The organism is Cellulomonas fimi (assembly GCF_028527925.1).
Taxonomy (GTDB): Bacteria; Actinomycetota; Actinomycetes; order Actinomycetales; family Cellulomonadaceae; genus Cellulomonas; species Cellulomonas fimi_C.
In genome coordinates this window covers 16,916-37,268 of record NZ_JAPESW010000027.1, presented here as the reverse complement: position 1 = coordinate 37,268, position 20,353 = coordinate 16,916, and the positions used below count along the sequence as shown (strand labels likewise).

Genomic DNA, 20,353 nt, shown 5'->3' with positions numbered 1-20,353 from the left:
GTCAGTGGGCGTGCTGCCCGCGGGAGAACTCGAACACCCAGCCCACCAGGCCGATGACCCCGAGGATCGCGCCGATGATCGCGACCCACCAGCCGATCGCGAGGCCGAGGAACATGACGGCCGCGGCGGCACCGATGACGAGCGGCCACCAGCTCCACGGGCTGAACACGCCCTGGTCGCCCGCGCCCTGCTCGATCTCGCCGTACTCGTCGTCCTCGGGCCGCGGGTCGATGCGCCGCGCGAGGAGCGCGAAGTAGGCGCCGATCATGCCGACCAGGCCGCCGACGAGCGGGATGCCGACCGTGCCGACGGGCTCGCCGTCGCTCCAGAGCGCGTAGATCAGCCCGACCGGGATGAAGAACAGCAGGCCGTAGAGGAAGAGCTTCGCCTCGAGCCTCACCGGTCACCCTCCTTGTCGCTGCCGGGACGGTCCTGCGGACGGTCCTCGACGATCGTCGTGGACGACTGCTCGGGCTCGCCCTTGCCCTCGACGACGCGGTCGACGGCGACCTCCGTCTCGCCGCGGCGGTCCGACTCCCAGTCGAACGGACCCGGGTTCGGCTCGACGTAGTCCATCGCCGCGACCTCGGGGTGGTGCAGGTCGAACGCGGGACGCTCGGAGCGGATGCGCGGCAGCGACGTGAAGTTGTGCCGCGGCGGCGGGCAGGACGTGGCCCACTCGAGCGAGGCGCCGTAGCCCCACGGGTCGTCGACGGTCACCTTCGGCGCGTTGCGCCACGTGGTGTAGACGTTCCAGAGGAACGGCAGCGTCGACGCCGCGAGCACGGCCGCACCGATCGTGGAGAGCTGGTTCATCCACGTGAAGCCGTCGTCGGGCGAGTAGTCCGCGTACCGGCGCGGCATGCCGATGACGCCGAGCCAGTGCTGCACGAGGAACGTCGTGTGGAAGCCGATGAACAGCAGCCAGAAGTGGATCTTGCCGAGGCGCTCGTCGAGCATCCGGCCCGTCATCTTGGGCCACCAGAAGTAGAAGCCCGCGAACATCGCGAACACGACGGTGCCGAAGACGACGTAGTGGAAGTGCGCCACCACGAAGTACGAGTCGGAGAGCTGGAAGTCGAGCGCCGGGCTGGACAGGATGATGCCGGTCAGGCCACCGAAGAGGAACGTGACGAGGAAGCCGATCGTCCAGAGCATCGGCGTCTCGAACGTGAGCTTGCCGCGCCACATCGTGCCGATCCAGTTGAAGAACTTCACGCCGGTCGGCACCGCGATGAGCATCGTCATGAACGCGAAGAACGGCAGCAGGACCGAGCCGGTCACGTACATGTGGTGCGCCCACACGGTCACCGAGAGGGCGGCGATCGCGATCGTCGCGTACACCAGGCCCTTGTAGCCGAAGATCGGCTTGCGGCTGAACACCGGGAGGATCTCGGTGACGATGCCGAAGAACGGCAGCGCGATGATGTAGACCTCGGGGTGGCCGAAGAACCAGAACAGGTGCTGCCAGAGGATGGCGCCGCCGTTCTCCGGGTTGAAGACCTGCGCGCCGAGACGGCGGTCGGCACCCAGCGCGAACAGCGCGGCGGCCAGCGGCGGGAACGCCATGAGGACCAGGAGCGACGTCACCAGGGTGTTCCAGGTGAAGATCGGCATCCGGAACATCGTCATGCCGGGCGCGCGCATCGTGACGATCGTGGTGATGAAGTTGACGGCACCGAGGATCGTGCCGAAACCACCGAGCGCGAGGCCGAAGACCCACAGGTCACCGCCGACACCCGGCGAGTACACGGTGTTCGACAGCGGCGCGTAGGCGAACCAGCCGAACGACGCGGCACCCTGCGGCGTGAGGAAGCCCGCGGCGGCGATCAGTCCGCCGAAGAAGAACAGCCAGTACGCGAACATGTTGAGCCGCGGGAACGCCACGTCGGGCGCGCCGATCTGCAGCGGCATGATCACGTTGGCGAAGCCGGCGAACAGGGGCGTCGCGAACAGCAGCAGCATGATCGTGCCGTGCATGGTGAACGCCTGGTTGTACTGCTCCTTGGAGGCGAACACCTCCATGCCCGGCGTGAACAGCTCGGCGCGGATGAGCAGCGCGAGGATGCCGCCGATCGCGAACCACACGAACGACGTGATCAGGTACATGTACCCGATCGTCTTGTGGTCGGTGGAGGTGATCCACTTGATCACCGTGCGCCCGAGCGTCTGGCGCGAGGGCGCCAGTCCGGGGATCTTCTCCACGGCGGTGGCCATCAGTCGTCGCTCTCTTCCTGCGTGGTGCTGCTGCTGACGCTGTCGACGTCCTGCAGGCGGCTGTACTCGAGCCCCAGCGAGCCCTCCTGGCCCTTGTCCTTGAGCTCCTGGATGTGCGCGTCGTACTCCTCGCGGGACACGACCTTCACGTTGAACAGCATCGACGAGTGGTACTCGCCGCAGAGCTCGGCGCACTTGCCGAGGTAGGTGCCCTCCTCGGTGGGGGTCACCTGGAACGTGTTGGTCTTCCCCGGGATCATGTCCATCTTGTAGAGGAACGACGGGATCCAGAACGAGTGGATGACGTCGCGCGAGTCCAGCGTGAACTCGACCCGCTCGTCGACCGGGAGGTAGAGCGTGACCTGGTCCGCGAGGGCGCCCGAGCTGCCGCCGACGTCCTGCGCGTGCTGGCCGGTCTCGTACGCGCCGTCGTCGAGGTAGTTGAAGTCCCAGCTCCACTGCTTGCCGATCGCCTGGACGTGCAGGTCGGCCTCCGCGGAGGTGTCCTGGATCGCCGTGACGTCACGGTTCGTGTAGTAGAAGAGCACGCCGACCATGAAGATCGGCAGGATCACGTACATGACCTCGAGCGGCACGTGGTAGCGCAGCTGCACGGGCAGGACGTCGTCGCTCTTGCGCTTCCGGTAGACGGCGACGCACCAGAGGATCAGGCCCCAGGTGATGAGGCCGACGATGAGCGCGGCGATCCACGAGCCTCGCCACAGGCTGACGATGCGGGCGGTCTGGTCGGTGATCTCGGCGTCCGACGAGCCGGGCAGCCAGCCTCGCTGGACCTCATCGGAGCAACCGCTCAGGGCGACCACGACGACGGCCGCGAGACCTGCCGTCAGCAGGGCCGGGCGGCGCGTCCGGCGGGGGTGTTCCGGGTGCACGGGGGACCTCTCACTCACGTCCCGTCAGCGCTCGACCCCGCTGCTGGCGGTCGTCACCCGGGACCTTCGTCCTCGACCCGTGCAGCCTAGCGCGCCGACCACGACGTTTCGTCCTCGCGACGCCGGATGACGACACGGTGTCAGCACCGTCACACCACGCCTCCTGCGCAGGTCCGCCACGTCGGGCGGGACCGTCGACGGCGGACGACCGGGCCGGTCAGGGCTACCGTGCACCGGTGAGCCCTCGTGACGACGCCCCCGCGGCACCGACCGTCGACGACGGCGGTGTGACGCACACCACTGCTCCTGTCGGGGTCCGCCGGGTCGTGCTCGACGCGGGCGGACGTGCACCTCTGCTGCCGCAGGCCCGGGCCGCGTTCGTCGAGGCGCTCGACCAGGGCTGGGCGGACCCGCGGCGCCTGCACGCCGAGGGACGACGCGCCCGGCTGCTGCTCGACGGCGCACGCGAGGCGATCGCCGGCGTCGTCGGGGCCCGGACGGAGGACGTCGACCTCGCGCCGTCGCACACCGCGGCGCTCCACACGGCGGTCCTGACCGTCGCGCGCGGACGCCGGCGGACGGGCGCCGACGTCGTGACGCCGACCGTCGAGCGCGCCGCCGTGCTGCACGCCGCCGACACCGCGGTCGCGGCGTCGGGCGGGCGTCGCGTCGACGTGCCGGTCGACGGTCTCGGACGCGTCGACCTCGCGCGCATGGTCGAGGCCGTCGGCGCGCCCGGGGTCGCGCTGGCCGCGCTCCAGCACGCCAACGGCGAGGTCGGGACGCGGCAGCCGGTCGCAGAGGTGCACGCCGCGGCACGCCGCGCGGGCGTCCCCCTGCTGGTCGACGCGGGGTCGAGCCTCGGGCACACCGACGTCGGCGACGCGTGGGACGTCCTGGCCGCCGACGCGGGCGACTGGGGCGGCCCCGCGGGCATCGGCGTGCTCGCGACCCGACGCGGCGTGCGGCGCTCGCCCGTCGCCCCCGAGGACGAGGACCGGTGGTTCCCCGGCGGTGTCAGCGTCCCTGCTGCGCTGGCCGCCGCGGTCGCCCTGCAGGTCGCGCACGCCGGGCGGACCGCCGCCGACACCGGTCGTCGCGCGCTCGTCGACCGGGTCCGCGCACGTGTCGCGGCCGAGGTGCCCGACACCGAGGTGGTCGGCGACCCCGTCGACCGTCTTCCCCACGTCGTGACCTTCTCGTTCCTCTACGTCGACGGCGAGGCCCTCGTCACGGCGCTCGACGCCCTGGGCTTCGCGGTCGCGTCCGGATCCGCGTGCACGTCGAGCTCGCTCGAGCCGAGCCACGTGCTCGCCGCGATGGGAGTCCTCACGCACGGCAACGTGCGCCTTGCGCTCCCCCGCGGCACACGAGGCGAGGACGTCGACCGGTTCCTCGACGTGCTGCCCGGGGTCGTGGCCCGCGTGCGGGCCGCCGGCGGGGTCGACGGGCTGTGACCGACGACGCGCCCCCGCCGGTCGTCGACGCGCGCGGCCTGCGGTGCCCGGCGCCCGTCATCGCGCTCGCGAAGGCCGCGCGCACCGCGGCACCCGGCAGCGAGCTCACGGTGCTCGCGACCGACCCGGCGGCGCGCCACGACGTCCCCGCCTGGGCGCGGATGCGCGGGCACGCGATGGTGTCGAGCACCGAGGACGACGGCGTCTGGCACCTCACGGTGCGCCTCGGGGACGCGCCCGTCGCGTGAGGCACGCGGACGCCCCGCACGTGGCGTGACGCACGAGGGCGCCCCACGAGGGCGGCAGGCGCGAGGCCGCGGCACGAGCCCGTGACGCACGAGGGCCCGGCACCGGGACACGGTGCCGGGCCCTCGTCAGGCGTCGGGGATCAGCTGAACGAGCCGCCGCACGCGCAGGCCGAGCCCGCGTTCGGGTTGTCGATCGTGAAGCCCTGCTTCTCGATGGTGTCGGCGAAGTCGATCGTCGCGCCCTCGAGGTAGGGGACGCTCATGCGGTCGACGACGACCTCGACGCCGTCGTAGTCGCGCGTCACGTCGCCGTCGAGCAGGCGCTCGTCGAAGTACAGCTGGTAGATCAGGCCCGAGCAGCCACCGGGCTGGACGGCGACGCGCAGACGCAGGTCGTCGCGGCCCTCCTGCTCGAGCAGGCTGCGGACCTTGTCCGCCGCCACGTCCGTGAGCAGGACGCCGTGCGTCTGGGTCTGCGTGGTCTCGCTCATCGTCTCTCCTGGTGCCGGGGAACTCACGTCAACGGTGCGCAACAACGTCGCGCGCCGCGTTGTTCCCGACCAGGGTACGACTGTCGGACGGCCTCGTGGTACGCGGCCCGCGGGCAGCGCACGGCCGCCGCCGCCGAGGTCAGCGGGACCACGTCCGGGCGACCCGCTCGGCACGCGCCCGCAGGGTCGTGACGGGGTCCGCGAGCGCGGCCCGCACCTCCTCGGGCGTCTCCCCCACGGCGTACGCAGCCGTGATCCCCGCCGCGGAGAGCTCGCGCCGCCCCACCTGCACCTCACCTGCCAGCACGACGGTCGGGATGCCGTGGCGCAGCGCACGCTCCGCGACCCGCGCCGCGACCTTGCCGTGCAGGCTCTGCCAGTCGAAGCGGCCCTCGCCGGTGACGACGAGGTCGGCGGCGGCGAGCCGGTCGTCGAGGCCGACGTGCTCCGCGACGAACGCGGCGCCGGGGACGACACGCGCGCCCAGGAGGGCGAGCCCGAACCCGAGCCCGCCGGCGGCGCCGGCCCCCGGTGCGGAGGTGAGGCGTGCGGCGGCGGACGACGGGCGGGCGCCCGCGAGCAGGTCGGGGCGCAGGTCGTCGGCGAGCGCGGCCGTCGCGGCGTGCGCGAGGTCGCCGAGCGCGCGCTCGAGGTCCTGGGCCTGCTCGGGCGAGGCGCCCTTCTGCGGTGCGAAGCCGGCGCTCGCACCCTGCAGCCCGAGCAGCGGCACGTCGACGTCGGTCGCGGCGACGAGCTCGACGTCGACCCACGCGGCCCGCAGCGCCCGGAGGCCGGCGAGCTCGTCCGCACCGACGCCCGCGAGCGCGCCGCCGCCGGAGTCGAGCCGTCCGGGGGTCGCGGCGAGGCCCGCGCCGACGAGCATCCCCGCCCCGCCGTCGTTGGTCGACGACCCGCCGAGGCCGACGACGACGCGGCGCGCCCCGGCCTCGCGCGCGGCGACCAGGAGCTCGCCGACGCCGCGCGTCGTGGTCCGCGTGGGGTCGCGGCGCTCGGGGGGCACGAGCGGGAGGCCGATCGCGTGCGCGGACTCGACGTACGCGGTGCGACCGTGGGCGCCGTCGACCAGCAGCAGCACGGCCGGGGCGGGCTCCCCGAGCGGCCCGGTGACGGTCACGGGCACGGTCTCACCGCCCAGCGCGGCGTGGAGGGTGTCGACGAAGCCCGGGCCGCCGTCCGCGAGCGGGCACTGCGCGACGTCGTCGTGCGGAGCGCCCGCGCGCCAGCCGTCGGCGATCGTGGCCGCGACCTCGCGGGCGGTGAGGACGGAGCCGAAGGTGTCGGGGGCGACGAGGACACGCACGCGGTGCATGGTGGCACGCCGGACGTCCCGGGATCGCGCGCGCGCCCGTGTGCGAGGATCGGTCCCGTGACGCTGACGACCTCCGCCGCCTTCACGGAGCCCGCGCCCTCGGCCCTGCTGCTGCTGGGCCGCGGCGTCGACCTCGCCTCGGAGCGCGGGGTCGAGTGCGTCGGGGACCTCCCCGCCCCGAGCGACCCGGACCTCGTCGAGCGGGCGCGCGCCGCGCGAGCCGCGCTGGGCGACCGGGCGTTCGTGCTCGGCCACCACTACCAGCGCGACGAGGTCATCGCGTTCGCCGACGTCACGGGCGACTCGTTCAAGCTCGCGCGCGAGGCCGCGGCCCGGCCCGACGCCGAGTTCGTCATCTTCTGCGGCGTGCACTTCATGGCCGAGTCCGCGGACATCCTCACGTCCGACACCCAGCAGGTCGTCCTCCCGGACCTCGCGGCGGGCTGCTCGATGGCCGACATGGCCGCGATCGACCAGGTCGAGGAAGCGTGGGACGTGCTGGTCGACGCGGGCGTCGCCGAGGACACCGTCCCGGTCACGTACATGAACTCGACGGCGGCCATCAAGGCGTTCACGGGTCGCCACGGCGGCACGGTGTGCACGTCGTCGAACGCGCACGTCGCGCTGCGCTGGGCGTTCGACAAGGTCGGGGGGCTCGACGGGACCGGCAAGGTGCTGTTCATGCCGGACCAGCACCTCGGCCGCAACACCGCGGTGCTGCAGCTCGGCCTGTCGCTCGACGACTGCGTGGTGTTCGACCCGCGCAAGCCGAACGGCGGTCTGACGGCGCAGCAGCTCAAGGACGCGCGCATGATCCTGTGGCGCGGGCACTGCTCGGTGCACGGCCGGTTCTCGGCGCGCAACGTCACCGACATCCGCGCGGCGGTCCCGGACGTCACGGTGCTCGTGCACCCCGAGTGCAAGCACGAGGTCGTCACGGCCGCCGACATGGTGGGCTCGACCGAGTACATCATCAAGGCGCTCGACGCGGCCGCGCCCGGCACGTCGTGGGCGGTGGGCACGGAGCTCAACCTCGTCCGCCGCCTGGCCAACGCGCACCCGGACAAGCAGGTGCACTACCTCGACTCGACGGTGTGCTTCTGCTCGACGATGAACCGCATCGACCTGCCGCACCTCGTGTGGGCGATGGAGTCGCTCGCGGCGGGCCGCGTGCCGAACCGGATCGTCGTCGACGCCGACGACGCCCACTGGGCGCGGGTCGCGCTCGACCAGATGCTGGCGCTGCCGGGCTACTGAGTCCCGTGAACACCGGTCACCACCTGCGGGTCGGCATCTTCGTCTTCGACGGGGCCGAGGAGCTCGACGTCGTGGGGCCGTTCGACGTGCTGTCGTCGTGGGCTGCCCACTCGCCCCTGCATCCCGAGGTCGTGACCTTCTCGGTCGACGGCGCGGGCGTGCGGTGCGCCAAGGGTCTGAGCCTCGTGCCGGACACCTCCGCCGAGGAGGTCGGTCCGCTGCACGTGCTCGTCTACCCCGGCGGCGCGGGCACCCGTCCGCTGGCGGCGGACTCCGCGCACCTGGAGTGGCTGCGCGGCGTGCGCGCGACGACGCCGCTGGTCGCGAGCGTCTGCACCGGGGCGCTCGTGCTGGCCGCGGCAGGGCTGCTGGCCGGGCGGCCGGCGACGACGCACTGGGCGGCGTTCGACGAGCTCGCGGCGATCGACCCCAGCGTGCTCGCCGACACCGAGGCGCGGTTCGTCGACGACGGCGACGTCGTGACGTCCGCGGGCGTGTCGGCGGGCATCGACATGGCGCTGCACCTGGTGGCGCGCCTGGACTCGATCGAAGCGGCGCGGGGCGTCCGGCGCGGCATCCAGTACGACCCCGCTCCCCCGGTCTGACCGGCTGCCGGCACCCTCGCGGCGGTTTGCTACCCGTGAGTAACATCGCGTCGTGACCCGGACGATCCAGCTCGCCTACGCCACGTTCCGCCCCCGGCCCGCGATCCCGGGGCAGACGCTGTTCTCCCCGTCGGTGACGACGATGCGCGTGCACCCCGGCGACCTGGACCTCTACCGGCACGTCAACAACGGCGTCTACCTGCAGATGATGGACGTCGCGCGCGCCAACTTCATCGCCGACCTGGGCGGCTACCGCCTGCTCGCGGAGCACGGCTGGTACCCCGTCGTCGCCGCGTCGACCGTCAAGTACCGCCGGTCCCTCACGCTCGGGCAGCGGTTCACCATCACGACGCGCGTGCTCGGCTGGGACGAGCGCGTCTGCTACCTCGAGCAGTCCTTCGCGCGCGGCGACCAGCACATCGCGCGCGGCGTCGTCGCGGGGCGGTTCCTCGCGCGCGACGGCCGGCGGATCCCCGCACCCGACGTGGTCGAGCTGCTGGCGGGCGAGCACGTCGAGGCGCCCGAGCTGCCCGACGACGTCGCCGCCTGGGCGGCCGCGGTCGACGTCGCCCACCGCGCCTGACGCGGCACCCGCCGCGCGTCAGGACGCGCCGCGCGCCAGGTGGTCGAGGAGCAGCGCCTCCGCCAGGACGACCTTCTCGAGCTCGCCGAGGTGCACCGACTCGTTCGCGCCGTGCGCCCGGCTGTCGGGGTCCTCGACGCCGGTGACGAGGATCTGCGCGTCGGGGTAGACCTCGAGCAGGTCGGCGATGAACGGGATCGACCCGCCGACGCCGATGTCGACCGGCTCGGTGCCCCACGCCTCGCCGAAGGCCCGACGAGCGGCGCGCATGCCCGGCGTGTCGGCGGGCGCGAGGAACGGCCGGCCCTTCTCGCCGTCCGTCACCGAGACGCGCGCCCCGAACGGCGCGTGCTCCTCGAGGTGGGTGCGCAGCGCCGCCATCGCGGCAACGGGGTCCTGCCCGGGTGCGATGCGCATCGAGAGCTTCGCGGCCGCGCGCGGCGTGATGGTGTTCGACGCGGTGGCGACCGCCGGCGCGTCGAACCCGATGACGGAGATCGCGGGGCGCGTCCACAGACGCGCCGTGATCGGGCCGGTCCCGGCGAGGCGCACGCCGCCCAGCACGCCGGCGTCGGCGCGCAGCTGCTCCTCGTCGAGCTCGACCGCCGGGTCGGGCGCGTGCACCAGGCCCGCGACCGCCACGTCGCCCGCGTCGTCGTGCAGCGTCGCGACGAGACGCGCGAGGAGCGTCACCGCGTCGAGCACCGGGCCGCCGTACATGCCCGAGTGCACGGCGTGCGTGAGCACCTCGACCTCGACGGTGCAGTCGACGAGCCCGCGCAGCGACGTCGTGAGCCCCGGGACGCCGACCGACCAGTTCGTCGAGTCCGCGACCACGATGACGTCGGCCGCGAGCCGGTCGCGGTGCGCGTGCAGGAAGTCCGCGAACGTCGGCGAGCCGATCTCCTCCTCGCCCTCGACGAACACCGTCACGCCGACGCCGAGGTCGTCGCCGAGCACGCGCAGCGCGCCGACGTGCGCCACGACGCCCGCCTTGTCGTCGGCAGCGCCGCGGCCGAACAGGCGCCCGTCGCGCTCGGTGGGCTCGAACGGCTCGGTCTGCCAGGCGGCGGCGTCGCCCGGGGGCTGCACGTCGTGGTGCGCGTAGAGCAGGACCGTGGGGGCACCGGCGGGCGCGGGACGACGCGCGACGACCGCGGGGGCGCCGGTGCGGCCGTCGGCCGTCGTGACGGTGAGGACGTCCACCTCGTCGAGCCCGGCACCGCGCAGGAGCTCCGCGACCGCGTCGGCGCTCGACCGCACGTGGGCCTGGTCGAAGGCGGCGTTCGAGACGCTCCGGATGCGGACCAGCGCCTCCAGGTCCGTGCGGATCCCCGCGAACGCGGAGGAGGTGCGCGCGCGCAGCTCGTCGAGGCGGGCGGCGGGGTCGGTCGGGGTCTCGGGAACGCGCTGGTCGGTCACGGATCGCCACGGTACTCGACTACCCTGAGGGGGTGTTCGGACGCAGCAAGGAGCCCGTGAACGAGATCCCCGGCCTCGTGGAGTCGGCTCCGACCCCCGACGTCCCCGGCGGCAAGGGACGCCCGACGCCCAAGCGCAAGGAGGCGCAGGCGGCCAACAAGCGTCCCCTCGTCCCGCAGGACCGCAAGGCCGCGTCGAAGGCCGCCCGGGCGGCGCAGCGCGAGCAGCGCGACCGCGAGTACAAGGCCATGCAGACCGGCGACGAGCGCTTCATGCCCGCGAAGGACCGCGGCCCGGTCCGGCGGTACGTGCGCGACTGGGTCGACGCACGGTGGAGCCTCGGCGAGCTGTTCCTCCCCGTCGCGGCCGTCGCGCTCGTCGCGCAGTTCGCGCTCGCGCAGACCGCGCCCGTGTTCGCGTTCTACGTGATCGTCGCGCTCTACGTGTACGTGCTCGCCGCGATCGTCGACGGGTGGCTGCTGTGGCGCGGCCTCAAGAAGCGGCTGGTCGCGAAGTTCGGCGAGAAGGCCGTCGTACGCGGCACCGCGATGTACGGCGTCCTGCGCGCGTTCCAGATCCGCCCGTCGCGCATGCCGAAGCCGCAGGTCAAGCACGGGCAGAAACCCGCCTGACACGTCGTCCGGCCTGACCCGGCCCGCGCGGCGCGGTGCAGGCGCGGACGTAGGGTTGATCGCATGGTCAACTACCGCCATCTGGGCCGATCCGGCCTCAAGATCACCGAGATCACCTACGGCAACTGGCTCACGCACGGCTCGCAGGTCGAGAACGACACCGCGACGGCCTGCGTGCGCGCCGCGCTCGACGCGGGCATCACGACGTTCGACACCGCCGACGTCTACGCGAACACGGTCGCGGAGTCGGTGCTCGGCGAGGCGCTGAAGGGCGAGCGCCGTCAGAGCCTCGAGATCTTCACCAAGGTCTACTGGCCGACAGGCCCGCGCGGCGCGAACGACTCGGGTCTGTCGCGCAAGCACATCCTCGAGTCGATCGACGGCTCGCTCGAGCGGCTGCAGACCGACTACGTCGACCTGTACCAGGCGCACCGGTTCGACCACGCGACGCCGCTCGAGGAGACGATGGAGGCGTTCGCGCACGTCGTCCGTCAGGGCAAGGCGCTGTACATCGGCGTGAGCGAGTGGACCGCCGACCAGATCCGCGCCGGCCAGGCGCTCGCGCAGGACCTGGGCTTCCGCCTCGTGTCGAACCAGCCGCAGTACTCCGCGCTGTGGCGCGTCATCGAGGGCGAGGTCGTCCCGACGTCGCAGGAGCTCGGGCTGTCGCAGATCGTCTGGTCGCCGGTCGCGCAGGGCGTGCTCACCGGCAAGTACAAGCCGGGCCAGCCGGCGCCCGCGGGGTCGCGCGCGACGGACGAGAAGGGCGGCGCGCGCATGATCGGGCGCTTCCTCGAGCAGGAGCAGACGCTCGCCCGCGTGCAGGACCTGCGACCGGTCGCCGACGAGCTCGGTCTGACGATGGCGCAGCTCGCCGTCGCGTGGGTGCTGCAGAACCCGAACGTCGCGTCGGCGATCATCGGCGCGTCGCGTCCCGAGCAGGTCGCGGAGAACGTCAAGGCGTCGGGCGTCGAGATCCCCGCCGAGCTGATGGCCCGGATCGACGAGGTGCTGGGCGACTCGGTCGTCACCGACCCCGCAGAGACCGCGAAGTCGTCGCCCGCGTCGCGCTGACGCCGGCGGCCCAGACGCACAGCGGTGCCCCGTCCTGCTCGACCACCGAGCAGGGCGGGGCACCGTCGCGTCAGGCGGCGACCGGCTCCACGCTGGGCTCGGAGGCGGGGTCGTCGACGGGGACGGTGAACAGGCGCAGGAAGACCTGGGCGAGCGGACCGACGCCGAGCGCGTAGGCGAGCGTGGCCCACCCGACGGTGCCGCCGAGCAGCCAGCCGACGGAGACGACGGCCACCTCGATGGTCGTGCGGACGAGCCGGACGGACCTCCCGGTGCGGGCCACCAGCCCGGTCATGAGCCCGTCGCGCGGGCCTGGCCCGAGGCGGGCGCCCACGTAGAGACCCGTGGCCACGCCGTTGAGCGCGATGCCGGTCACCGCCATGCCGATCGCCGCGGCGAGCGGGAGCGGGTCGGGCAGGAGGTCGAGCAGCGCGAGCACCGGGTCGACGAGCAGCCCGATGACGAGCACGTTCGCGACGGTCCCGATCCCGGGTCGCTGCCGCAGGGGCCACCAGCACAGCAGGACGACGACGCTCGTGAGCAGCGTGATCGTGCCGAACGAGAGCCCGGTGCGGTGCGCGAGACCCTGCGTGAGGACGTCCCACGGCATGCTCCCCTGCCCGGCGTGCACGACGAGCGCGATCGACACCGCGTAGAGGACGACGCCGGCGAGCAGCTGGGTCAGACGACGGACCGGCCGGTGCGCGAGGTCGCGCAGCACGCCCCTCACAGGCCGGTCCGCACGCTCGACCGGACCTCGAGCATGCTCCCGGCGGCCCAGTCCTGGCGGCAGGGCGGCGGCGGGCGGTGCCCGAGGCCGTCGCCGCGCACCAGGCGGGCGAGCGCGACGACGAGGGCGGCGAGGAGACCGAGACCGACGAGACCCCACACGAGGGCGAGGCCGAGCACGTGCGACATGGCCCCATCCTCTCGATCGAGTGGCTATGCCGGACATAGCCACTTGTGAGAAAGTGGCTTCATGACGGTCTCCGACCTCCCCACGGACCGCCGCGTCGCCGGTGCCCGCGTCGCGCGCCTGCTCGGCGCCTGGCAGCAGGGCGGTCCCGCGTACACCGCCCTCGCCGACGCGCTGCGTGCCGCGATCCTCTCCGGCACGCTCCCGATCAGCACCCGCCTGCCCGGCGAGCGCGAGCTCGCCGACGCGCTCGGCGTCTCGCGCACGACCGCGACGGCCGCGTACGGCCTGCTGCGTGACGAGGGCTACCTGGTGAGCAGGCGCGGCAGCGGCACCGTCACGACGCTCCCGTCCGGTCCGGGCGCACGCCGGCCGATGCCCGTCCTCGGCGGCGTCGACGACTCGCTCACCGACCTCTCCATCGCGGCCCCGTCGGCCCCGTCGGCGCTGCACGGCGCCTACCTGGCCGCGCTCGACGCGCTCCCCCGCCACCTCGCGGGCAGCGGCTACGCGCCGCTCGGCCTGCCCGTGCTGCGCGAGGCCGTCGCCCGCTGGTACACCGAGCGCGGCACGCCGACCTCGCCCGACCAGATCCTCGTCACCACCGGCGCGCAGCAGGCGATCCACCTGCTCGTCGCCGCGCACGCCGGCCCCGGCGACCGCGTCGTCGTCGAGCAGCCCACCTACCCGCACGCGGTCGACGTCGTGCGGGCCGCCGGCGCACGACCCGTGCCCGTGCCGTCCGGCGCCGACGGCCTCGACGTCGACCTGCTCGAGTCGACCGTCCGGCAGGTCGCGCCGCGGCTCGTCTACCTGATCCCCGACCACCGCAACCCGACCGGGACGAGCCTCGACCCGGACCAGCGCGCGGCCGTGCGGGCGATCGCGCGACGGCACCGCACCACGGTCGTGGGCGACGAGGTCCTCACCGAGCTCACGATCGACGGTGCCGCGCCCGCGTCGTTCCCGGGCGACGGCAGCGCGTCCCACGTCGTGGTCGCGATCGGGTCCGCGTCGAAGTCGTTCTGGGGCGGCCTGCGCGTCGGCTGGGTGCGCGCGCACCCGGACCTCGTGTCCCGGTTGGCGTCCGTGCGTGCGCACGTCGACATCGGCACCCCGCCGCTCGAGCAGCTCGTGGTCGCGGAGCTCCTCGCCTGCGCGACCGACGTCCTCGTCGCCCGCCGCGCGGTGCTCCGGGAGCGGCGCGACCTGCTCGTCGGGCTCCTGCGCGAGCACCTGCCGACGTGGGAGGTGCCGGTCCCCGCCGGAGGGCTGTCGCTGTGGGTCGACCTCGGCGCACCCGTGTCGTCGGCGCTCGCCGCGTCGGCGCTGCGGCACGGCGTCCGCCTGGTCCCAGGACCCGCGTTCGGCGTCGACGGCGGCCTCGAGGACCACGTGCGCGTGCCGTTCGCGGAGGCGCCCGACGTGCTGCGCCGCGGCGTCGACGGCCTCGCGGCCGCGTGGGGCGACCTCGGGTCCGTCACCTGGGAGCCGGTGACCCCGGTCCGGGCCGTCGTCTGAGCCGACCGTCGGACCCCCGCGGTCAGGTCGGGCCGGTCGCGCCCGGTCAGGCCGCCGGGATCGACAGCGTCGGTGTCGCCTGGACGCCCTCGTGCACGAGCCGCGCGGCCTGGACGCCCTGTGACGACAGCAGCCGCCACGTCTCGCCCAGCCACTGCTCGGCGTCGAACTGCGTCGTGAACACCGGGCTCACCGGACGCTCGAGCGGCGCGCCGTCCGCGCCGTCGAACCGCCACTCCCACTGCGGGCGCACGACCATCACGCCGCCGTCGCCGTCTTCGAGCCGCGCCGGCCGGCGTCGGCCGCGAGCGCCCGGCCGATCCGCCCGGCCCAGCCGGGCCCCTGGTAGATCAGGCCGGTGTAGCCCTGGACGAGGGTCGCGCCGACGGCGAGGTACTCGCGGGCGTCGGCGGGCGACGTGATGCCGCCGACGCCGATGATGACGACCTCGTCGCCGAGCCGGTCACGCAGACGGGCGACGACGTCGAGGCCGCGGGCCAGCACCGGCGGGCCGGACAGGCCGCCGGGACCGAGGTCGTGCGCGATCGTCGTGTTGACCGCGACGACGCCCTCGAGCCCCAGCTCGGCGACGAGCTCCGCGACCGCGTCGACGTCGTCGTCCGACAGGTCGGGGGCGATCTTCACGAGCAGCGGGACGGGCCGCCGTCCGGCCTTCACGGTCGCCTCGTCGGCCGCGACGCGGGTCGCCTCGAGGATGGGACGCAGCGACTCGACGGCCTGGAGGTCACGCAGCCCGGGCGTGTTCGGCGACGACACGTTGACGACCAGGTAGTCCGCGTAGGGCGCGAGCCGCCCGGCGCTCGTCGCGTAGTCGGCGGGGGCCTGCTCGGCGGGCGTCGTCTTCGTCTTGCCGATGTTGACGCCGACCACGTAGCGGCGACCGGCGGGCGTCGCGCGCAGGCGGCGCAGCCGGGCGGCGACCGCGGCGGAGCCCTCGTTGTTGAAGCCCATGCGGTTGCGCAGCGCGCGCTGGTCGAGCACGCGCCACAGGCGCGGCCGCTCGTTGCCCGGCTGCCCCTGCGCCGTCACGGTGCCCACCTCGACGAAGCCGAAGCCCAGCATGGTGAGCCCGGCGACGCCCACGGCGTTCTTGTCGAAGCCGGCCGCGAGCCCGAACGCCGACGGGAACGTGCGACCCCACAGGCGCACCGCACCGGTCGACGGCGACGCGAACGCGGCGCGGACGACGTCGCGCAGCACCGGGACGGCGGCGACGACGCGGATCAGGCGGAACGCGAGCTCGTGCGCGCGCTCCGGGTCGAGCCGGCGCAGCACGAGGTCGAACAGGAGGCGGTACACGACATCACCCTAGGGGCTCGCGCGCCGACCGGCCGGGGCCGTCCACCGGCCGTCCCGGGCGCCCCGTGCGCCAGAGCCACCACAGCCCGAGCAGCGGCAGGACGAGCGGCACGTACCCGTAGCCCTGGCCGAACCCGGACCACACGGTCTCGTCGGGGAAGTCGCCGACGTCGACGAGCGACAGCGCGCCGACCGTGAGGACGCCGACGAGCTCGACGCTCACGCTCACCCACGCGAGCGTGCGCCGGCCGGAGGCCAGCGCGAACGTCGCCACGAGGTAGACGAGCCCCGCGGCGAGCGACAGGAGGTACGCGAGCGGCGCCTCGTCGAGCTTCGTCGCCACCTGGTAGACGCCGCGCGCGGTCGCGGCGAGCGCGAGCACGCCGTAGACCGCGACGACGAGGCGGCCCGGCCCGGACCCGGTCGGTCGCGGGCCGGTGCCGGTGCGGGACCCGGCCCGGTCGGCGGCGTGGTCGGTCACACGGACCCCCAGATCTGCAGCAGGCGGTACTCGAGGAACGCGACCGTGAGCGCGGCGACGAGCAGGACCACCGAGCTCCACCGCGTCCGCTCGGCGAACGCCCACGCGGCGGCGAGCGGCAGGACGATCGCCTGCGTCACGACGTACCCCCAGAAGAGCGCGGCGTCGACGTCGGGCGACCCGGTCACCGCGAGGACGCCCGCGACGACGGCCTGCAGGACGAGGAGGCCCTCGACGACGGACGCGCCCCACAGCTGGCGCAGGACCACCGCACGGTCGCGCGCGACGAACCACCCGGCCCAGCCGGCGAGGACGACGCAGCCCGCCACGACGAGCAGGGCGAGGGGCACGATCACGGTGCCCCACCGTACCGGCGACGCGGCGGCCCGCCCGACGCCCGACCGCGTGCCGGTCCCCCGACGGCGCGAGGGCGACGAACTACGATCGAGCGCGTGACCGTCACCCTCACCTCCGCTGACCCCGCCCGTCTCGCCGTCGACGCCGTCGTCGTCGGTGTCGCCCAGAAGGACGGTGCGCCGTCGCTGCTCGGCGCCGCCTGGTTGCCCAAGGACCTGCGGACGTCGCTGAGCCGGGACGCGGTCGCGCTCGGCGTCACGGGGGCGACCGACGAGGTGCGTCGCGTGCCCGGCATCGGCACCAAGGCGCCGGTCGTCGTGCTGGTCGGCGTCGGGTCCGCGGACGCCCTCACGCCCGAGGCCCTGCGGCGTGCGGCGGGCGCCGCGACGCGCGAGCTCGCCGGGACCGCGTCCGTCGCGCTGACGCTGCCGGCGGAGGACGCGGAGGACCTCGCCGCCGTCGTCGAGGGTGCGCTGCTGGGGGCGTACGCCTTCCACCGCTACCGCGCGTCGGACGCGGCGAGCAAGGCGCCCGTCGCCGACGTGCACGTCGTCACGTCTCTCGGTCGCTCGGCTGCCGCGAAGGACGCGGTCGCGCGTGCGGAGGTCGTCGCCGCCGCGGTGCACGCGACGCGCGACCTCGTGAACACGGCACCGAACGACCTGTACCCCGAGGCGTTCGCCGACGCCGCGAAGGCGGCCGTGAAGGAGGCCGGTGCCAAGGGCCTCAAGGTGTCGGTCCTGGACGAGAAGGCGCTCGCGTCCGGCGGCTACGGCGGTCTCGTGGGCGTCGGACAGGGGTCGGCCCGGGGCCCGCGCCTGGTCCGTGTCGCCTACGCGCCGTCGCGCCCGAAGGCCACCGTCGCGCTCGTCGGCAAGGGCATCACGTTCGACTCGGGCGGCATCTCGATCAAGCCCGCCGCCGGCATGGAGGCGATGAAGTCCGACATGGCCGGCGCCGCCGCGGTGCTGCACACCGTGATCGCCGCCGCCCGCCTCGGCCTGCCGGTCGCGGTGACCGGGTGGCTGTGCCTCGCCGAGAACATGCCGTCGGGGACCGCGCAGCGCCCGTCCGACGTCATCACGATCCGCGGCGGCACGACGGTCGAGGTCCTCAACACCGACGCCGAGGGCAGGCTCGTCATGGCCGACGGCCTCGTCGCGGCGGTCGAGGAGAAGCCCGACGTCGTGCTCGACATCGCGACGCTCACGGGCGCGCAGATGGTCGCGCTGGGCCACCGCGTGTCCGCCGTCATGGGCACCGACGACGTGCGCGGCGAGGTCGTCTCGGCGGCCGGCGTCGCAGGCGAGCAGTTCTGGCCCATGCCGCTGCCGGCCGACCTCAAGGCCGGCCTGCGCTCGAAGGTCGCCGACCTGGCGAACATCGGCGACCGGTTCGGCGGGATGCTCACCGCCGGGATCTTCCTGCAGGAGTTCGTCGGCGCGACGCCGTGGGCGCACCTGGACATCGCGGGTCCCGCGTTCAACGAGAAGGCCGCGCACGGGTACACGCCCGTGGGTGGCACGGGCGTGGGCGTGCGGACGCTGCTCGCGCTGATCGAGGGCCGCGCGACCGCCTGACCCGTCCGACGCCCAGTGGCGCCGCCGTGCCTCTACAGGGCGCGGCGGCGCCGCTCGCGCTCGATCCGCTGACGCGTGTTCCAGTCGCGGACGCGCTGGGGGTAGCCGGTGCGCTGCACGTCGTACACGGGGATGCCCAGCTCGCGGGCCAGGTCCCAGCCGACCTTCGGGTCCGGGACCCGTCGGCGCGTCCACTCCCCGTCCGTCGCGACCAGCATCATCGTCGTCTGCGTGACGTTCGTGGGCGGCTCGACGTACGCCTCCACGCCGACCCGCGTCGACACGAACTCCCGCAGGTGCGCCAGCGTCGCCTCGCGCGCGGCACGGTCCGTCGGCACGGCGTCGGGCGTGCGGTGGCGGCGTCGCGAGAACCAGGCCATCCGGGGAGCGTAGCGACGCACCCTGGGGGTTCGCTGGGACCCTGCCGGACGTCATTCATGGGACGACTGTTCCGAGCATCACACGCCGGGCCTGCTCGCCGAGGTCGTTCGGACCTTGACGGGATGACAAGATGGTCGGCGAGCTTCGAGACCCACACGCCTGCGCATAGGAGTCTGCACGTGGCCGACACGAACGGCACCGCTTTCGACATCGTCGTCCTGGGAGCGGGGAGCGGCGGCTACGCCGCGGCTCTGCGCGCCGCCCAGCTGGGCAAGAACGTCGCCCTCATCGAGGCCGACAAGGTGGGCGGGACCTGCCTGCACAACGGCTGCATCCCCACCAAGGCCCTGCTGCACGCCGCCGAGCTCGCGGACAACGCGCGCGAGGGTGCGCACTTCGGCGTGCACAGCACGCTCGACCGCATCGACATGGGCGGGGTGAACCAGTACAAGGACACCGTGATCGGCGGCCTGTACAAGGGCCTGCAGGGCCTCATCAAGTCCCGCAAGATCACCGTGATCGAGGGCTTCGGCAAGCTCGTCGGCCAGAACGCCGTCCAGGTCGGCGACACGACCTACACGGGCGAGCACGTCATCCTCGCGACCGGCTCCTACGCCCGCTCGCTGCCGGGCCTCGAGATCGGCGGCCGCGTCATCACGTCCGACCAGGCCCTCACGCTCGACTTCGTCCCGAAGTCGGCGATCATCCTCGGCGGCGGCGTCATCGGGTCGGAGTTCGCGAGCGTCTGGAAGTCGTTCGGCGCGGACGTCACGATCATCGAGGCGCTCCCCCACCTCGTCCCCAACGAGGACGTCGCGCTCTCCAAGGCGTTCGAGCGCGCCTTCCGCAAGCGCGGCATCGCGTTCAACCTCGGCGTCCGGTTCCAGGGCGTGACCCAGAACGACAGCGGCGTGCACGTCACGCTCGAGGACGGCAAGTCCTTCGACGCGGACCTCCTGCTCGTCGCCGTCGGCCGCGGCCCGCGCACCTCGGGCGTCGGCTACGAGGAGCAGGGCATCACGCTCGACCGCGGCTTCGTCATCACCGACGAGAAGCTGCACACCGGTGTCGGCAACATCTGGGCCGTCGGCGACATCGTCCCCGGCCTGCAGCTCGCGCACCGCGGATTCGCGCAGGGCATCTTCGTCGCCGAGCAGATCGCCGGGCTCAACCCGCAGCCGATCGTCGAGTCCGGCATCCCGCGCGTCACCTACTCGCACCCCGAGGTCGCCTCGGTCGGTCTCACGGAGGCCGCCGCCAAGGAGGTCCACGGCGAGGACGCCGTCGAGACCCTCGAGTACAACCTCGCGGGCAACGGCAAGAGCAAGATCCTCGACACCCAGGGCTTCATCAAGCTCGTGCGCCAGAAGGACGGCCCCGTCGTCGGCGTGCACATGATCGGCGACCGCGTCGGCGAGCTCATCGGCGAGGGCCAGCTCATCGTGAACTGGGAGGCGTACCCCGAGGACGTCGCCTCGCTCGTCCACGCCCACCCGACGCAGAACGAGGCGCTCGGCGAGGCCCACCTGGCGCTCGCCGGCAAGCCGCTGCACGCCCACAACTGACCCCCACGATCGAAGGAGACACG

Annotated in this window: 23 protein-coding genes; 10 read left to right on the top strand and 13 right to left on the bottom strand. The window is 73.7% G+C overall.

Translation table 11 applies throughout. From position 1 onward, the window contains the following. Position 1: 1 nt before the first annotated feature. The 3 genes from ctaF to ctaC are packed head-to-tail and all read right to left on the bottom strand — an operon-like array spanning position 2 to position 3,110. Positions 2 to 400 carry a cytochrome c oxidase subunit 4 gene (ctaF, locus tag OMK64_RS13340; RefSeq protein WP_272728867.1) on the bottom strand — a complete coding sequence of 133 codons (399 nt, stop codon included), beginning with the start codon at positions 398 to 400 and terminating at the stop codon, positions 2 to 4. Further along, the gene (ctaD, locus tag OMK64_RS13335) at positions 397 to 2,217 is read right to left on the bottom strand and encodes an aa3-type cytochrome oxidase subunit I (RefSeq protein ID WP_272728866.1); all 1,821 of its coding nucleotides are present in this window, start codon (positions 2,215 to 2,217) and stop codon (positions 397 to 399) included. Before ctaD ends, ctaF begins: the two co-directional genes overlap by 4 nt. After that, positions 2,217 to 3,110 (bottom strand): aa3-type cytochrome oxidase subunit II, encoded by an 894-nt coding sequence (ctaC, locus tag OMK64_RS13330; protein ID WP_272728881.1) that lies wholly within the window; start codon positions 3,108 to 3,110, stop codon positions 2,217 to 2,219. The genes ctaD and ctaC overlap by 1 nt, the downstream gene beginning before the upstream one ends. A gap of 287 nt (positions 3,111 to 3,397) precedes the next feature. Here ctaC and OMK64_RS13325 point away from each other — a divergent pair, with 287 nt between their 5' ends. Together OMK64_RS13325 and OMK64_RS13320 are read left to right on the top strand one after the other, a co-directional pair. Next, positions 3,398 to 4,567 (top strand): cysteine desulfurase family protein, encoded by a 1,170-nt coding sequence (locus tag OMK64_RS13325; RefSeq protein ID WP_374694098.1) that lies wholly within the window; start codon positions 3,398 to 3,400, stop codon positions 4,565 to 4,567. After that, positions 4,564 to 4,815, top strand: a complete 252-nt coding sequence (locus tag OMK64_RS13320) for a sulfurtransferase TusA family protein (protein ID WP_272728864.1) — start codon at positions 4,564 to 4,566, stop codon at positions 4,813 to 4,815. Before OMK64_RS13325 ends, OMK64_RS13320 begins: the two co-directional genes overlap by 4 nt. Positions 4,816 to 4,955: 140 nt before the next feature. Here the strand turns inward: OMK64_RS13320 and erpA are convergent, their stop codons facing one another. Both erpA and OMK64_RS13310 read right to left on the bottom strand, forming a co-directional pair. Then, positions 4,956 to 5,306 carry an iron-sulfur cluster insertion protein ErpA gene (gene erpA / locus OMK64_RS13315; protein WP_124342487.1) on the bottom strand — a complete coding sequence of 117 codons (351 nt, stop codon included), beginning with the start codon at positions 5,304 to 5,306 and terminating at the stop codon, positions 4,956 to 4,958. 139 nt (positions 5,307 to 5,445) lie between these two features. Then, positions 5,446 to 6,636 (bottom strand): glycerate kinase family protein, encoded by a 1,191-nt coding sequence (locus tag OMK64_RS13310; protein ID WP_272728863.1) that lies wholly within the window; start codon positions 6,634 to 6,636, stop codon positions 5,446 to 5,448. 57 nt (positions 6,637 to 6,693) lie between these two features. Here OMK64_RS13310 and nadA point away from each other — a divergent pair, with 57 nt between their 5' ends. The 3 genes from nadA to OMK64_RS13295 are packed head-to-tail and all read left to right on the top strand — an operon-like array spanning position 6,694 to position 9,081. Beyond that, positions 6,694 to 7,893 carry a quinolinate synthase NadA gene (gene nadA, locus OMK64_RS13305; protein WP_272728862.1) on the top strand — a complete coding sequence of 400 codons (1,200 nt, stop codon included), beginning with the start codon at positions 6,694 to 6,696 and terminating at the stop codon, positions 7,891 to 7,893. 5 nt (positions 7,894 to 7,898) lie between these two features. Next, positions 7,899 to 8,498, top strand: coding sequence for a DJ-1/PfpI family protein (locus tag OMK64_RS13300; RefSeq protein ID WP_272728861.1), 600 nt, complete (start codon positions 7,899 to 7,901; stop codon positions 8,496 to 8,498). Between the two features lie 52 nt (positions 8,499 to 8,550). Continuing rightward, positions 8,551 to 9,081, top strand: a complete 531-nt coding sequence (locus OMK64_RS13295) for an acyl-CoA thioesterase (protein WP_272728860.1) — start codon at positions 8,551 to 8,553, stop codon at positions 9,079 to 9,081. 18 nt (positions 9,082 to 9,099) lie between these two features. Here OMK64_RS13295 and OMK64_RS13290 read toward each other — a convergent pair whose 3' ends face one another. After that, complete coding sequence (locus OMK64_RS13290; RefSeq protein WP_272728859.1) at positions 9,100 to 10,503, bottom strand: dipeptidase; 1,404 nt, start codon at positions 10,501 to 10,503, stop codon at positions 9,100 to 9,102. 32 nt (positions 10,504 to 10,535) lie between these two features. On the opposite strand from OMK64_RS13290, the gene OMK64_RS13285 reads away from it, so the two are divergent. Then, entirely contained in the window at positions 10,536 to 11,135 is a 600-nt protein-coding gene (locus tag OMK64_RS13285; protein WP_272728858.1) for a DUF3043 domain-containing protein, read from the top strand. Between the two features lie 63 nt (positions 11,136 to 11,198). Beyond that, positions 11,199 to 12,209 (top strand): aldo/keto reductase family protein, encoded by a 1,011-nt coding sequence (locus tag OMK64_RS13280; RefSeq protein WP_272728857.1) that lies wholly within the window; start codon positions 11,199 to 11,201, stop codon positions 12,207 to 12,209. Positions 12,210 to 12,279: 70 nt separating this feature from the next. Here OMK64_RS13280 and yczE read toward each other — a convergent pair whose 3' ends face one another. Both yczE and OMK64_RS13270 read right to left on the bottom strand, forming a co-directional pair. Then, entirely contained in the window at positions 12,280 to 12,939 is a 660-nt protein-coding gene (yczE, locus tag OMK64_RS13275) for a membrane protein YczE (protein WP_272728856.1), read from the bottom strand. After that, the gene (locus tag OMK64_RS13270; protein WP_272728855.1) at positions 12,936 to 13,127 is read right to left on the bottom strand and encodes a hypothetical protein; all 192 of its coding nucleotides are present in this window, start codon (positions 13,125 to 13,127) and stop codon (positions 12,936 to 12,938) included. The genes yczE and OMK64_RS13270 overlap by 4 nt, the downstream gene beginning before the upstream one ends. A 61-nt stretch (positions 13,128 to 13,188) precedes the next feature. Between OMK64_RS13270 and yczR the strand changes: the two genes are divergently transcribed. Continuing rightward, complete coding sequence (gene yczR / locus OMK64_RS13265; protein ID WP_272728854.1) at positions 13,189 to 14,646, top strand: MocR-like transcription factor YczR; 1,458 nt, start codon at positions 13,189 to 13,191, stop codon at positions 14,644 to 14,646. A 46-nt stretch (positions 14,647 to 14,692) separates the two neighbouring features. Here the strand turns inward: yczR and OMK64_RS13260 are convergent, their stop codons facing one another. Genes OMK64_RS13260 through OMK64_RS13245 form a run of 4 tightly spaced genes read right to left on the bottom strand, consistent with a single transcriptional unit; the run spans position 14,693 to position 16,803 of the window. After that, on the bottom strand, positions 14,693 to 14,905 hold the full coding sequence (locus tag OMK64_RS13260; RefSeq protein WP_272728853.1) for a hypothetical protein: 213 nt from the start codon (positions 14,903 to 14,905) through the stop codon (positions 14,693 to 14,695). Then, positions 14,905 to 15,966 carry a quinone-dependent dihydroorotate dehydrogenase gene (locus tag OMK64_RS13255; protein WP_272728852.1) on the bottom strand — a complete coding sequence of 354 codons (1,062 nt, stop codon included), beginning with the start codon at positions 15,964 to 15,966 and terminating at the stop codon, positions 14,905 to 14,907. Before OMK64_RS13255 ends, OMK64_RS13260 begins: the two co-directional genes overlap by 1 nt. A 4-nt stretch (positions 15,967 to 15,970) precedes the next feature. Beyond that, entirely contained in the window at positions 15,971 to 16,447 is a 477-nt protein-coding gene (locus tag OMK64_RS13250) for an MDR/zinc-dependent alcohol dehydrogenase-like family protein (RefSeq protein ID WP_272728851.1), read from the bottom strand. Further along, positions 16,444 to 16,803, bottom strand: a complete 360-nt coding sequence (locus tag OMK64_RS13245) for a hypothetical protein (RefSeq protein ID WP_272728850.1) — start codon at positions 16,801 to 16,803, stop codon at positions 16,444 to 16,446. The genes OMK64_RS13250 and OMK64_RS13245 overlap by 4 nt, the downstream gene beginning before the upstream one ends. A 96-nt stretch (positions 16,804 to 16,899) precedes the next feature. On the opposite strand from OMK64_RS13245, the gene OMK64_RS13240 reads away from it, so the two are divergent. Continuing rightward, a complete protein-coding gene (locus OMK64_RS13240) occupies positions 16,900 to 18,384 on the top strand; it encodes a leucyl aminopeptidase (RefSeq protein ID WP_272728849.1) in 1,485 nt (494 codons plus the stop codon). 32 nt (positions 18,385 to 18,416) lie between these two features. Here OMK64_RS13240 and OMK64_RS13235 read toward each other — a convergent pair whose 3' ends face one another. Next, positions 18,417 to 18,764: an oxidoreductase gene (locus tag OMK64_RS13235; RefSeq protein ID WP_272728848.1), complete on the bottom strand. Its 348-nt coding sequence runs from the start codon at positions 18,762 to 18,764 to the stop codon at positions 18,417 to 18,419. Positions 18,765 to 18,944: 180 nt separating this feature from the next. Here OMK64_RS13235 and lpdA point away from each other — a divergent pair, with 180 nt between their 5' ends. Further along, entirely contained in the window at positions 18,945 to 20,330 is a 1,386-nt protein-coding gene (gene lpdA, locus OMK64_RS13230) for a dihydrolipoyl dehydrogenase (RefSeq protein WP_272728847.1), read from the top strand. The last annotated feature ends 23 nt before the right edge of the window (positions 20,331 to 20,353 follow it).